The organism is Streptomyces sp. NBC_01446 (assembly GCF_026340095.1).
Classification (GTDB): Bacteria; Actinomycetota; Actinomycetes; order Streptomycetales; family Streptomycetaceae; genus Streptomyces; species Streptomyces aureus.
The window spans coordinates 3,935,100-3,948,533 of the sequence record NZ_JAPEPO010000001.1 but is presented as its reverse complement, the minus strand read 5'-3'; the positions used below and the strand labels follow the sequence as shown (position 1 = coordinate 3,948,533).

The window sequence follows — 13,434 nt, the reverse complement described above, 5'->3', positions numbered from 1 at the left end:
CGTCCGGCGACGGCCCGCGAGTGATCAGAAGCCGGGCAGCGAGGCCTGTACGGCGGCGGAGCCGTCCGCGCCGTAGCGGGAGCTGTTCGCGGCCCCGCCGACGAGACCGAGCACCAGAAACGCTCCGACCAGCACCTTCGCCCCCGTCCCCAGGAACAGCGGCCGCGTCGCGGACGGGCCCGCGATGGTGCCGACGACGGCGTCCGGCGCCGACTGGTCGCCGAAGAGCCGCTTCGGATACGCGGGGGACAGCAGCAGCACATACGCGCCGAGCCGCATCCGGTAGCGCAGGACCGCCGCCGTCGCCTCGAACAGCGGCAGCGGCATCCGGCCGAGGAACAGCACGACGAGCCACGACAGCGCGGAGACGGCCCACCAGCCGGCGGTGGCCACCACCTCGACGAGCGCCGCGGGGATCACCAGAAGCAGCCGGAACAGCACGGCCGGCCGGTTGAGGTGCACGGACTGCTGCACGCGCACCCGCACCGGGCAACCCATCGGTTCGCCGAGCTCGAAGGGCGGATAGCGGCCGGTCAGGAGCATCGCGGAGGCGTTCACGCGGGTGTCGTAGCCGAGGAACCCCGCCAGATACCGCTCGACCGGAGCGGGCAGCCGCCCGAGCAGCAGCGCCGCGAACCAGCCGGCGACCACCGCGAAGAACGTCACCACCGACAGCACGGCCAGCACGACGAAGTGCGGCAGGAGCAGCAGGAGCCGCACCAGCACGGAGAGCCGGTTCTGCCGCCCCGGCTGCGGGATGTCCAACTCGGGCAGGGCCTCGGCGCCCGGAAACAGCGGGACCGTGCCGTAGTGGGGTTCCATGCCGGTAACTCTGCCGACGGGAGGGGGTACAAGCACCCCGGGTCGTCCGCCCGGGTGCATGCCCGTCCACCGGCCCCTCTGCGAGGTGTCAGTTCACCCCCCGGTCCCGGCCCTCCCAGTACGGCGCCCGCAGCTTGTACTTCTGGAGTTTGCCCGTCGCCGTGCGGGCCAGTTCGTCGCGGAACTCGACCGACGTGGGCGCCTTGAAGCCGGCCAGGCGTTCCTTGCAGTGGCGGATCAGTTCGTCCTCCGTGACCGTCGAGTCGGGGGACCGGACCACGAGCGCCTTGATCGTCTCGCCCCACCTCTCGTCCGGGACACCGATGACGGCGACCTCGGCGACGCCTTCGTGACCGAAGAGGGCGTCCTCCACCTCGATGGACGACACGTTCTCGCCACCGGTGATGATCACGTCCTTCTTGCGGTCGCTGATCGTCAGATAGCCGTCCTCGTCGACCGTGCCGCCGTCGCCCGTGTGGAACCAGCCGCCCGCGAGGGCCTTCGCGCTCTCCTCGGGCTGCTCCCAGTAGCCCTCCAGGATCACGTTCGACCGGGCGAGCACCTCGCCCTCCTCGTCGGTGCGCAGCGTCACGCCGAGCGCGGGCGCCCCGGCCCGTACCAGCTTCTCCGCGCGTGCCGACGGGTCCAGCTCGTCCCACTCGGCGCGGCCGCGGTTCACCGTGAGCAGCGGCGACGTCTCGGTGAGGCCGTAGATCTGGATGAACTCCCAGCCGAGTTCGGACTCGACGCGGGCCACCGTGCGGGTGGGCGGCGGCGCCCCGGCGACGATGATGCGGACCCGGTCGCGCCCCGGGATCGCGCCCTTCCAGGAACGGGCGGCGTCCAGGACGGCGTTGACGACGGCGGGCGCTGCGCACATCACGGTCACGCCGTGTTCGTCGACGCGGCGCAGGATCTCGGCGCCGTCGACCTTGCGCAGCGCGATCTGGCGCACCCCGAGCGCGGACATGGCGAACGGCATGCCCCAGCCGTTGGCGTGGAACATCGGCAGCGTGTGCAGGTAGACGTCCCGGTCGGTGACGCCCGCGTGCAGGGCGAAGGTGACGGCGTTGACCCAGATGTTGCGGTGGGTGATCTGGACGCCCTTGGGCCGGGCGGTCGTGCCGCTCGTGTAGTTGATCGTGGCGGTGGCGTTCTCGTCGGGCGTCCAGGGGCTGGGGTCCGTGCCGAAGCGGTAGAGCTCGGAGTCGGCGGCCGCCCCTATGGTGAAACGGTGCTTGGCGGGGACGTCGGCGAGACGGTCCGTCAGTTCGGGGTCCACGAGGAGGACGTCGGCGCCCGAGTGGGAGACGACGTAGCTCACCTCCTCCGCGCTGAGGCGGAAGTTGACCGGTACGAGGACGCGGCCGTAGCCGCTCACCCCGAAGAACGAGGTCAGCAGCCGCGCGCTGTTCGGCGACACGACCGCGACACGCGCGCCGAGCGGCACGCCGAGCGCGTCGAGCCCGGCGGCCTGGGCGCGCGCCAGCTCGGCCACCCGGCGGTAGGTGAGGTCCTCCCAGGGTTCGGCCGGCTGGACCGGTTCGTCGACGACACCGATCCGGTCCCCGTAGACGGTGGCGGCACGTTCCAGAAAATCAAGGGCCCCGAACGGGACGAACATCCTGGCCTCCCGAGCACAGACGATGAACAACGGATCAGGTTCTGTCCGACCACAGCATGGGTGAACCGGGCCCGCGAGGCATTACCTCCGGCGTAATCGACCCCCGTCCGCCCACCCGGCAGGCTGAGGACATCCGGAACCCGGGCGGCGCACTCCTCCCGGGCTCCGGACCCTCAACCGACCTGGCTGGAGGCCGATTCGTATGTCCGTCATCCCCGTTCACGAAACCGCCGTCGCCCGCTACTTCGAGGCCTGGAACGCCGAGGGCGACGACGCCCGCGCCGAGGCCGTCGCCGCCGCGTGGAGCGAGGACGGCAGCTACACCGACCCCCTGGCCGACGTGGCGGGGCACGAGGGCATCGCCGCCGTGATCGCCGCGGCCCGCGAGCAGTTCCCAGGCTTCGCGTTCCGGCAGACCGGCACCGTCGACGCGCACCACGACATCGCCCGGTTCACCTGGGAGCTGGTGTCCGCCGCGGACGGCTCCGCGCCCGTCGCGGGGTCGGACGTGATCTCGCTGGCCAAGGACGGCCGGATCCGTACGGTGCACGGGTTCCTGGACCGGATCCCGGCAGCGTGACGACTCCCGCCGGCGCTCCCGCTAGCGCAGCGTCACCGTGAGGCTCCGCCCGTACGTGTGGCGGGTGTCCACGTCCAGGCGGGTGCCGCCGTGGACGCGGGTCACCCGCACCTGCGGGTCCGCGGTGACTTCGCTCAGGGGGCGCCCGTGGAGCAGGACGGTCACGGTGTCGCGCTGCGTCGTGGGGTCCGCGACCGCGACGGTGACCGGGTCGCCGTGGCGCCGCCCGCGCCGCACGAGCACCGACGCGGGGCCCTCGACGCGCAGGCCCGCGGTCTCGTGGCGGCCGGGCGTGAAGGTGTTCGCGGCGGTCAGGCCGAGGCCCTCGTGGGTGACGGCCTGGAGGCGCGGTGTGTTCGCGTGGACCGTCAGCGGGCCGTCGTGGCGGGTGTACGAGCGCAGGGCGGCCTCCGCCGCGTTCGGCACCAACGCGTAGGCCAGGCAAGCCGGTCCGGCACCCGCCGCACGGTCGACCGTCACTCCGAGGACCGTGCGGGTCACCGCGGTGTCCGGGTTCGCGGTGCGCACCACGCGGCGGCTGCGGGTGACCTCGTCGAGGGCGACCCGCACGCGCGGGGTGTCGAGGAAGACGTAGCCGAGCGAGGTGCCGCGGGTGGTGTTGGCGTAGCGCAGCCAGTGCAGGTCGCCGGTGCCCGGGCCGCTCCACGGACGGCCGTCGCGCAGCGCTCCGGTGACCGTGGTCAGGTCGTCCGGCGCTGCCGTGCGGGAGTCGACGGTCGTCGTCACGGCCCGCCCGGCCGCGTCGCCGACATCCGCCGCGAGGACCACGATCTCGTCGTCGAACAGGAACCACGACTTCGTCGACGTCGCGTTGCCGTAGACCACGAAGTCGCCGGGCAGGATGCCCTTCTGCTTGTCCCGGTAGGGGACGTCGTCCGACTGCACCATGGCGGCCGCGCCGTACGCGCCGAGCACGGCGCCGCCCGAGTGCGGGCCGGTGCCGCACGGGAAGTAGACGTACGTGTTCTGCGACTCGGACGACGACGTGAAGTTCAGCGGGTGGCCGGGGTTGTCGTAGTACGGCTTCCCGTAGAGCTCGGGGACGGTGCGGCGTTCCTCGACCGGTGCGGTGACCCCGGCCAGCGCGTACGGCGAGACCGTCGTGAAGTAGTCGACGCCATACGCCTGCGTCTGGTCCTGGCCGGACAGGTACAGGTAGTACGCGCCGTCGCCCTGGAACCACGGCATGAGGTTCTCGCCGCTCATGTACTCGTACTTGCTGATGCGGCTCGAACTCCGGGCGAGCGCGAAGGCGTAACCCGGCCTGCGGTGCACGGTCCGGTCCATGGCGTTGAACGCGACCGTGCGCGACGCGGGGTTGAGGTCCTCGGCGGGGACGGACGCGTCGCCGGTGATGTCGGCGTAGCGCGTGATGCTCACGGGGGAGACGAACGAGGACGGGTCGAGGGCGGCGCGCGAGGTGGCCCGGATGTGTTTGACGTAGCTCTTGAGGGCGGTGGCGTCGGCGCCGGTGGTGTCCTCGGCGAGTGACGCCAGATCCACGACCGCCTCGACGACGATCGCGACGTCGGTGTAGCCGGTGTCCGGGCGGGACACCGCCCGGCCCTTGACGATCTCCATCATCCAGCCCTCGAAGATGAGCGGCGCGAAGCCGTTCCGCACCCAGCCCACCACGGTCGGCACCAGCTCCCCGCCGTGCGCGAAGCCCGTGCCGTCGAGGATCTTGAGGGTCTGCACGACCCGCGTGAGCAGGCCCTTCCCGTACGATCCGGTGTAGGCGACGGACGCGTGCTGGATGAAGGAGCCGTCGGCGTAGTAGCCGTCCGTGACCCCGTGGTCGAGTGCGTACGGGTCGATCGTCGCGAAGACGGTGAGCTGGTCGGTGAGGGCCTTGCGGATACGGGCCTCGCCGTCGGGGGCGCCGCCGCCGTCCCCGATGAGGAGCGCGCCCTGGAGGATGCGGTTCGTGGTGATGTCGGCGAGGTTGGCGCCCGTGTGGAAGCGCGAGTCGAGGTTCACGTCGCCGTCGGTGCCGTTGCGCAGGTACGCGTCCATGGAGGCGACGTAGGTGCGCAGGAGGTCCGGACGGTAGGCCTTCACCTCGTCGGCGAGGAGGACGAGGGTCTTGCTGATGAACTGGGAGAGGCCGATCTCCCAGTAGAACCAGTTGCCGTAATAGCCCTTGGACTGGTCGCCGTAGTAGCGCTCGTGCAGCCACGCGAGGCCGTCGACGACGCGGCGTTGCACCGCCTCGTCGCCGTACAGGTCGGGGGCAGCGCCCGGCGCGCGCGTCGCGAGGGCGATCTCGTACAACTGCTTGTACGCCGTGTTGAGTCGGCCCTCGTCGGTGCCGAGGACGAGCCCGGCGAAGAGTTCGCCGGGGCCGGCCGCGTCCATCGACTTCAGGTTCGCGCGGGCGGCCTTGCCGATCGCGGCGCGCTTGGCGGCCGTCTCCGTACGGGAGTTGGAGGCCTCGGTCCCCGCGAACACGCCCACGGTGTTGGCGAGGAGCCGAGCGCTGTCCGCGGCCGCGTCGGCGGCGTTCGCCCGTCCGGTGGGGATCACCGTCAGGAGACCGGCGGCTGACAGGGCGGACAGCAGGCGTCTGCGGGTGATCTCCATGGCTTCCTCCGCCGGTGAGTTGGCGTGCTGGCGCGCGGAGTCAAGCAGATGGGCCCGAGGGCGACAAGAGGTCCACGGGCCCGGAGGGGAAAGCGCGTACTGGCCTGTCTTGTACGGGTCCCGGCGCGGCGCTCAGACGGGAAGCCAGTCGGCGCCCTCCCCCGCCCCGTCCGGGACGACCTGTCCGAAGACGACGTCCGCGAAGTGGATGCCGAAGCCGAGGGTGCCCGGCTGCTGGAGTTCGCTGATCAGCCTGCGCCGGTGGCGCTCCGTCTGGGCCGGGTCGCCCTCCGACACCGTGAACCACTCGGGGTGGCGCACCTGGAGCGGCGAGTGCAGCGCGTCCCCGAACGCGAGCAGGCGACGGCCCCGCGAGGTGATCGTGAAGCCGGTGTGGCCCGCGGTGTGGCCGGGCAGCGCCAGCGTCTGCACGCCCGGGAAGATCTCCTCGCCGGGGACGACGAGCCGCAGCCGGCGCTCCAGCGCGGCGAGCGCCCCGGCGGTCAGCCCCGGCACCTGATGGCGGTTCTCCCACTCGCTCTTCGGCACGGCGAACGCGGCCGCCGTGAACACCGGCGGATCCGCGCACGCCCAGCCGATGTGGTCCCGGTGCAGATGGGTGAAGGCCACGACCTCTATCTCGTCGGGCCGCGCCCCGAGCCGCGCCAGATTGTCGAGCAGCGAACCGCCGTGCACCGCGCCGATGTACGGGTGGTCGGGGTCCTCCGGTACGGAGTGCGGGCCGAACCCCGCGTCGATGAGCAGCGCCCGCCCGTCGGACTGGACGAGCAGGCCGCCGGTGTTGGCGACGAGATGGGCGGTGTCGTTGAGATAGGCGGCGCCGAGGCCCGCACGCGGCGGCTCTGGCGGCTTGAACAGCATGGCGCCGTCAGGTACGTAACTGACCTTCAGATCGCCCACCTGCACGGAACACACGGCAGAGGGTCTGCGCAGTCGCCTGTCGTTCACGGGTCGGTCTCCTTGGTGATGTTCCGAAGGGGCGCCGCGAGTCCGGCCCGCGGCGCGCGGCCCGCAGAACGACAGCGCCGGCACCCCGGATAAGGGGCGCGGGGAACTGCGCAACCGGCACGCATGTTCCCCGCGACCAAATCTCCGCACCCCGCGTGCGGCCAGGGCCTCTCGTTTGGATCATGCTGGGCTCGCGGGGTCTGGCACGCACATCTGCGGCGTTGTCGTCACTCGCCGACGCTCCGCGTCGACTCCCTCCTCCGCCTTGCAGCTGCACGCACCAGACCCCGCTCCCTGATCCAGCCCGATCCAAACGAAAGACCTTAGGCGCGCTTGCGCAGCACAGTCGCCGCAAGCCCCGCACCCACCAGGGCGACCACACCCGCGGTGACCATGCCGGCGTGCAGCCCGCCGAGCGTGGCGGCCGCATCGGGACCCGAACCGCCCGCGAGGGCGTTCGTGCGGGCGGCGGCGATCGCGCTGAGACCGGCGACGCCGATCGCGGCGACGTACTGCGGGAGCTGCGACAGGCCGCCGACGACGCCCTGGTCCTCCTCGCTGACGCCCGTCGTCATCACGGTGATGAAGGAGACGACGCTGAAGACGTGGCCGAGGCCCATGACCGAGGACGTGATGATGAGCGGCGCGATGTTGCCGCTCTGCGGCAGGGTGAACATGGCGACGGTGCCGGCGCCCTGGATCAGCAGACCGGCCGCGAGGACCCGCTCGCCGCCGAACCGGCCGAGCAGCTTGGCGACGTACATGCCGCCGAGCATCGCGGCCGCGCCCTCACCGAGGTAGCTCAGACCGGCCTGGAGCGGGGTGAAGCCGAGGACGTCCTGCATGTAGAGGCTGAGCAGCACGGTCGTGCCGGCGCACATGCCGAAGGTGACGACACCGAACAGGCCGGACCACTTGACGGTGGGGCGGCCCAGGACGCTGAGCGGGATCAGCGGCTCGGGGTGGCGCCGCTCGACCAGGAGGAACGCGCCGAGCAGGACGAGGCCGCCGACGATGGAGCCGAGCGAGTCCGCGCGGACCCAGCCCTTGTCGCCTCCGGTGGAGATGCCGAAGACGAGACCGAACAGGCCGAGCGTGGCGAGGACCGCGCCGGGGATGTCCATGCGCTTGGCGGCCGCGGACTCCCGCATCACGGGCAGCGCGAGCGCGCCGGCCAGGGCGACGGCGCCCATGACGCACAGCACGACCATCGTCCAGCGCCAGCTGAAGCCGCTGGTGATGACGCCGCCGCCGAGCGCGCCGAGCACGAAGCCGAGCGACATGACGGCGCCGTTGAGGCCCAGGGCGCGGGCGCGCTGCGGGCCCTCGGGGAAGTAGCCCGTCATGAGGGCGATGGCGGCGGGGGCGATCATCGCGGCGGCCGTGCCCTGGCCGACGCGGGTGGCGATCAGGACGCCGGGGCTGCCCGCGAGGGCGGCGCCCAGCGAGAACAGGGTGAACAGGGCCACGCCGAACGTGAAGAGCTTCTTGCGGCCCACGAGGTCGGCGACGCGGGCGAACAGCGGCAGCAGGCTCGCGGAGGGCAGCAGGCTCGCGGTGGCGACCCACTGGAGCGTGCCGGGAGAGGAGAAGCCGAGGCTGCTGCCGATGTCGGGCAGGGCGACGGTGACGATGGAGAAGTCCAGGCCGCACATGAACGTCGCGCAGCACAGGGTGATCAGGACGAGCCAGCCCCGCGTGCTGAACGAGCTGTCGGCGGAGCCCACGTCGGCGACCGGCGGTGGCGGGGCGAGGACGTCGGTCTCGGTGGGGGGAGAGGACTCGGTGACGGCCATCAGGGGTGTCCTTTCGTATGTGATCGGGCCTGACCAGCATCGAATCGGGGCACCTGCGCAACAAGAACGATCTGTGCAACGATCGATTCGCCGGGCTCATCGTTCGAGGTGAGCGGGTTGGTGAGGGGTATGAGGCCGAGGACGGGGAGGGCATGGAACGCCAGGAGATCGAGATTTTTCTGACGCTGGCGGAGGAACTGCACTTCGGCCGGACCGCCGAACGCGTGGGTGTCTCGCAGAGCCGTGTCAGCCAGACCATCGCGCGCGTCGAGCGCCGCATCGGCGCGAAGCTGTTCGAGCGCAGCAGCCGCCGCGTGACGATGACGGCCATCGGGGAGCAGTTGAGGGACGGGATCGGCCCTGCTCAGCGCCGTATCGAGCAGGAGATCGCGAAAGCCACGGCGGCCGGCCGGGGGATCACCGGCACGCTGCGGATCGGCTTCTCGGGGGCGTTCACCGGCCATCTGCTGCACAGCGTCGCTGCGTTGTTCGCGAGCCGTCACCCGGGCGTGGACGTGCAGATCCGCCAGGTGCAGATATCCGACCCGTACGGGCCGCTGCGCGCCGGGGACATCGATCTTCAGGTCACCGAACTCCCCGTGGCGGAGGCCGACTTGACGACGGGGCCGGTGCTGTTGTCGCAGCCGCGGGTGCTCCTGATGCTGTCCACGCACCCGTTCGCGCGGCGCGAGACGCTGAGCGTGGAGGATCTGGCGGAGGCGACGCTGCTGACGGTGACGAGGCCGGTGCCGGCCCACTGGCTGGACCATCACTTCCCGCGGCAGACGCCGTCGGGGCGGCCCATTCCGCACGGCCAGGCGATCACGCACTGGGAGGACGCGCTGTCGCTGGTCCTCGCGGGCAAGGGGGTGACGCCGGTCGCGGCCGCGGGTGTGCGGTACTACGCGCGCCCCGGCCTGGTGTTCCGGCCGTTCAGTGATGCCCCCCGCATCGAGTACGCGTTCATCTGGCCCACCGACCACGAGACGGGCCGGCTGCGGGCGTTCGTGGGTGCCGCGCTGGAGCATGTGCGCTCGCTGGGCGGGCCCACCAGTGCGCTGGAGACCCTGTGGGAGTCCGAGGGCGGCGCCTGAGGGACGTCAGGGCCGCGGACGGTGGTGCGAGCAGGGTCAGCGGACGGCTCCCGCGGCGGACAGATAGCGCTGGTCGGGGCGGTCCTGGAGCATCGCGTGGTGCAGGGACCTGGTGGTGGGCGACGGCGTGATGCCGAGGTCGTCGCTCATGCGGCGGCGCAGCGACTGGTAGACCTCGAGCGCGGCGGCCCGGCGGCCGGACGCGTACAGGGCGCGCATCAGCTGGGCGTGCACGTTCTCGTGGTACGGGTGCTCCTCGACGAGGGCGACGGCGTCGCCCACGGCCTCCTGGAACCGCCCGGCCGACAGCAGCGCGTCGACCCGAACCTCGCAGGCCGCGAGATGGGCCTCGTTCAACACCCGTGACTGGGCGGTGAGTTGGCTGCCCGCCTTGACGTTGCAGAACGGGGTGCCGCGCCACATCGCGAGGGCCTCGCCGAGCACCTCGGTGGCGCGCTGCGCCTCGCGCTCCTCCATCAGGCCGCGCGCCTGGAGGACCAGCTGCTCGAAGCGGGGCCGGTCCCATTCGGTGTCGGCGAGCTTCAGGGCGTAGCCGTTCCCGTCGGTGACGAGGCGGTGTTCGGCGATGTGGCGCGCGGTGGTGCCGGTCGCGGTGGCGAACGTCTTGCGCAGGGACCCTATGTAGGTCTGCAGCGCGGTGGTGGCGGTGCGGGGCGGCTCGTGGCCCCACACCTCGTTGAGCAGGGTCGGTACGGACACCCGGCGGTTGGCTCTGGCCAGGAGCAGGGCGAGTACCTGCCGTTGTTTGGGTGCGGTGGGCGTGATGTCGCGCCCCTGCTCGGATACGTCGATCGGACCAAGGAGTCGGAACTCCACAGTCCCTCCCTCGTGATGGACGCGCAGTCCGTGTCGGCGGACGGCGAGTGGGTGGACGAACAGGTCGTGGTCCCTACGGTGCGGTGCGGTGCGGGGTGTGCGGACACCCGCCGTGGCCGAGCCTGCGCTGCGCGGACGCGGCGGAGACCAGCGTCGCGTGGCGGTGCCAGCCGGCGTAGGAGCGGCCGGCGAAGTCGTGCAGTCCGAGTTCGGTCTCGGCGGCTCCGGCCCGTGCGGCGGCGCGCTCCGCGATGAGCGCGCCCGCCTGGAAGTGGCGGTCGGGGTGCAGGTTGGTCAGCCAGGTCCGGTCGGGCCGGATGGACGACGATGTCCATTCACCGACGAGCAGGCAGGGCCGGTCGCCGCCGGGCAGCGGCACCAGCGTGGACAGCGCGCCGAGGCGGGGGCTGCCGCGTTCCGTCCGGGCGGCGGTACGCGGTGCGTGCCGGCGGACCAGGGTGCGTACGGTCTCGAGCGGCGGCCGGGGGGCGGCGCTCTGGGCGGGCGCGAGGGCGAGGCGGAGGGTGTCGGGCACGGCGACGATCCAGTCGTGGCCGCGTGCCTCCAGGCCCTCGATGAGTGCTTCGGCATCCAGGTGGCCTTCGGGGTCGATGACGACGGGCGCCCGGTGGGTGGTGGTCCGCGCGAGCCGGTCGAGCAGCGCGAGGCAGAGCCCGGCGGCGTCGGTGTAGCCGGTGGAGCCGGGGATGCGGGCCTGCTCGCGCAGCCGGCTGTCCGCGGTCCATTCGCGCGGCAGGTAGAGCTGCCAGTCCACGGAGACGTCGCCGAGCCCGGAGGTCAGGAACGCGCCCAGCGCCAGCTGGCAGTTGACGGTGCGTCCGAGGCCGGGCACGAAGCGCCGGTGGACCCCGGCGGCGAGGCTGCCCCGCTTGGGTATCACCACGGGGGCCACGGTCCAGGCGCGCACCGGTGTGTGTCCGGCGACCCAGCGGGTGAGCTCGGCGCGGACCGGACGCCATTCCCACGGGCTGACGTTGACGAACTGCTGGAGCGACTGTGATGCCGTCGGGGACGGGGTGACGGAGGCCGCCATCCGCCGCAGCGACTTCTTGCCCGGGGTGGTGAGCAGCCCCTTCACATAGACCTCGGCCCACCGGCGCTGGTCGGCGCGCGGCAGGTGGGCGAAGAGGCGGTGCACGGGCGGCGCGGGGGCCGCGACGGTGGTCGGTGCGCTGTCGTCGAACGTCCGGTCCATGGGTGGGCTCCTCTCCCTCGACGTGGCCGCCCAGGAAATATAGCGAACGTTCTCTATTTTTCTAGCCCAGTTCTCGGGGAGGGCAGGGGAGAGCGCGGCGGGAGCGTGCGCCGCGGTCCGGCGGCAGGGGTTCTGAGCTGGGAAGAGGGCGCGCTCAGGGGTGCGCGGAGGGGAAGTTGAATATTTGGGTGCGGGGGCGGTCAGACCCGCCGCCGGGTGTCGCCGTGCGTACCATCCGTGCCCGGAACGGTGCATTCAGTTGATGTGCGAGCGCCCGAGGAGCCTTGTCCCGTACGTGAGTCGAGGGCGCCGACCGGCGAACGCCGGTCCCGTCAGAGGGGCTTGGCCGGGGACGCGAGCGCGCTCAGCGCCTGGAGCGCCTGCGCCAGCTCGTCCTGGGGGTCGGCGCCGTACGCGTCCCGCAGGGCGCCCCGGGCCGACGTGGTGGCCTCGACGCCGGCCATGACATACGTGAGCAGCGCGGCGGCGGAGACCGGGGTCAGTCCGGAGCCGGGGCGCTCGTCGGGCCAGCCGCGCTCCAGGCTGTCGCGCAGGTGCGGGACCCAGGCCGCGTACCAGTTGGACTCGGTGTCGCGGCCCTCGCGGGTGAAGCGCGCGGCGGCCCTGATGCTCGGGGTGCTCTCCAGGGCCTCGGCGAGCGCCAGGGTATCGACGAGCACGCCCCGCAGTCCCGGGTCGGCCTCGTCGCCGTGCAGCACCGCGCGCGTGGCGGCGGCCCCGGCTTCCTGGACCGCGTCCGCCAGGGCGGACTTCGACGAGAAGTGGAAGGTCAGGGCGCCCATGGTGACCCCGGCCGACTTCACGATCCCGAGCAGGGAGGTGCCGGCGTACCCGTGCGCGGCGAACTCGGCGGCAGCGGCCTCGATGAGCCGGCGCCGGGTCAGTTCTGCTCTCTCCTGGCGTGCCATAGATCTACCGTAGGTCAAGACTTTCCCAAGAACACCCCATGGGCGGCACCCCGGAACGTTCTTGGCAGGTCGGTCGGGCCCGAGTGGCGAAATGCCGTCTCCCGGCCTTCACCGTCACCTGCTTGACTGCCCGTCATGATCAAGGACGTACGTGACATGGACGGCCGGGTAGTGATGATCACGGGGGCTTCGTCGGGCATCGGCGCGGCGGCGGCGCGCCTGTTCGCCAAAAGGAACGCCCCCGTGGTGCTCATGGCCCGCAGACAGCAGCAACTCGACGCGCTCGTGGGGGAGATAGCGGCGGACGGGGGAAGGGCGGTGGCCGTCGTCGGTGACGTGCGCCGCGGCGAGGATGTGGAGCGGGCCGTCGCCACCGCCGTGGAACGCTTCGGCAGGCTGGACGCCGCCTTCAACAACGCCGGTCACGCCACGCTCGGCAAGGACCTGCACGAGACGCCGGACGACGACTTCGACGCCGTGATGGACATCAACGTGCGGGGCGTGTGGAACTGCCTGCGCCACCAGATCGGCGCCATGCTCCCCACCGGTGGCGGTTCCATCGTGAACACGGCGAGCACGGCGGGCCTCATCGCCACCGGCGTCGGAGCCCCCTATGTCGCCGCCAAGCACGCGGTGATCGGCCTGACGAAGGCGGCCGCCGCCGAGTACGGGACGCGTGGCATACGCGTCAACGCGCTCGCCGTGGGCAGCACGCTGACCGAGATGATGGAGTCCGTCATCGACCAGGCGCCCGGCATCGAGAAGACGTTCTTCGCGCGGGCCGTCCAGCAGCGCTTCGCCGCGCCGTCCGAGGTCGCCGAGGCGGCGATGTGGCTGTGCAGCGACGCGTCGTCCTTCGTCACCGGGGCGACCGTGCCCGTGGACGGCGGAGTCCTGGCCGTCTGATCCGTCAACGCCTGTGCTCCGGCCGGTCCCTGGGCCGGCCGGAGCGTTCGCGTCAGG

11 protein-coding genes are annotated in these 13,434 nt (G+C 72.0%); 3 read left to right on the top strand and 8 right to left on the bottom strand.

The genetic code is table 11. The features are described from left to right. Positions 1-24 precede the first annotated feature (24 nt). The gene (locus tag OG456_RS17685; RefSeq protein ID WP_266562113.1) at positions 25-822 is read right to left on the bottom strand and encodes a DUF4389 domain-containing protein; all 798 of its coding nucleotides are present in this window, start codon (positions 820-822) and stop codon (positions 25-27) included. 88 nt (positions 823-910) lie between these two features. After that, positions 911-2,446, bottom strand: a complete 1,536-nt coding sequence (locus OG456_RS17680) for an AMP-binding protein (protein ID WP_266562111.1) — start codon at positions 2,444-2,446, stop codon at positions 911-913. Between the two features lie 202 nt (positions 2,447-2,648). On the opposite strand from OG456_RS17680, the gene OG456_RS17675 reads away from it, so the two are divergent. Beyond that, entirely contained in the window at positions 2,649-3,026 is a 378-nt protein-coding gene (locus tag OG456_RS17675; RefSeq protein ID WP_266562109.1) for a nuclear transport factor 2 family protein, read from the top strand. 21 nt (positions 3,027-3,047) lie between these two features. Here the strand turns inward: OG456_RS17675 and OG456_RS17670 are convergent, their stop codons facing one another. The 3 genes from OG456_RS17670 to OG456_RS17660 all read right to left on the bottom strand — a co-directional run bounded on the left by OG456_RS17670 (position 3,048) and on the right by OG456_RS17660 (position 8,395). Next, positions 3,048-5,630 (bottom strand): polysaccharide lyase family 8 super-sandwich domain-containing protein, encoded by a 2,583-nt coding sequence (locus OG456_RS17670; RefSeq protein WP_266562104.1) that lies wholly within the window; start codon positions 5,628-5,630, stop codon positions 3,048-3,050. Between the two features lie 132 nt (positions 5,631-5,762). Then, positions 5,763-6,599 (bottom strand): MBL fold metallo-hydrolase, encoded by an 837-nt coding sequence (locus OG456_RS17665; RefSeq protein WP_266562100.1) that lies wholly within the window; start codon positions 6,597-6,599, stop codon positions 5,763-5,765. Between the two features lie 323 nt (positions 6,600-6,922). Continuing rightward, positions 6,923-8,395: an MFS transporter gene (locus OG456_RS17660; RefSeq protein ID WP_266562098.1), complete on the bottom strand. Its 1,473-nt coding sequence runs from the start codon at positions 8,393-8,395 to the stop codon at positions 6,923-6,925. Between the two features lie 152 nt (positions 8,396-8,547). Here OG456_RS17660 and OG456_RS17655 point away from each other — a divergent pair, with 152 nt between their 5' ends. Next, positions 8,548-9,489 (top strand): LysR family transcriptional regulator, encoded by a 942-nt coding sequence (locus OG456_RS17655; RefSeq protein WP_266562096.1) that lies wholly within the window; start codon positions 8,548-8,550, stop codon positions 9,487-9,489. A gap of 36 nt (positions 9,490-9,525) precedes the next feature. Here the strand turns inward: OG456_RS17655 and OG456_RS17650 are convergent, their stop codons facing one another. From OG456_RS17650 to OG456_RS17640, 3 genes are all read right to left on the bottom strand, one after another. Beyond that, a complete protein-coding gene (locus OG456_RS17650; protein ID WP_266562094.1) occupies positions 9,526-10,326 on the bottom strand; it encodes an AfsR/SARP family transcriptional regulator in 801 nt (266 codons plus the stop codon). Between the two features lie 73 nt (positions 10,327-10,399). After that, positions 10,400-11,542 carry a transposase gene (locus tag OG456_RS17645; protein ID WP_266562092.1) on the bottom strand — a complete coding sequence of 381 codons (1,143 nt, stop codon included), beginning with the start codon at positions 11,540-11,542 and terminating at the stop codon, positions 10,400-10,402. A 332-nt stretch (positions 11,543-11,874) separates the two neighbouring features. Next, positions 11,875-12,471 (bottom strand): TetR/AcrR family transcriptional regulator, encoded by a 597-nt coding sequence (locus OG456_RS17640; RefSeq protein WP_266562090.1) that lies wholly within the window; start codon positions 12,469-12,471, stop codon positions 11,875-11,877. Between the two features lie 135 nt (positions 12,472-12,606). Here OG456_RS17640 and OG456_RS17635 point away from each other — a divergent pair, with 135 nt between their 5' ends. Beyond that, positions 12,607-13,377, top strand: coding sequence for an SDR family NAD(P)-dependent oxidoreductase (locus OG456_RS17635; protein WP_266562088.1), 771 nt, complete (start codon positions 12,607-12,609; stop codon positions 13,375-13,377). Positions 13,378-13,434 lie beyond the last annotated feature (57 nt).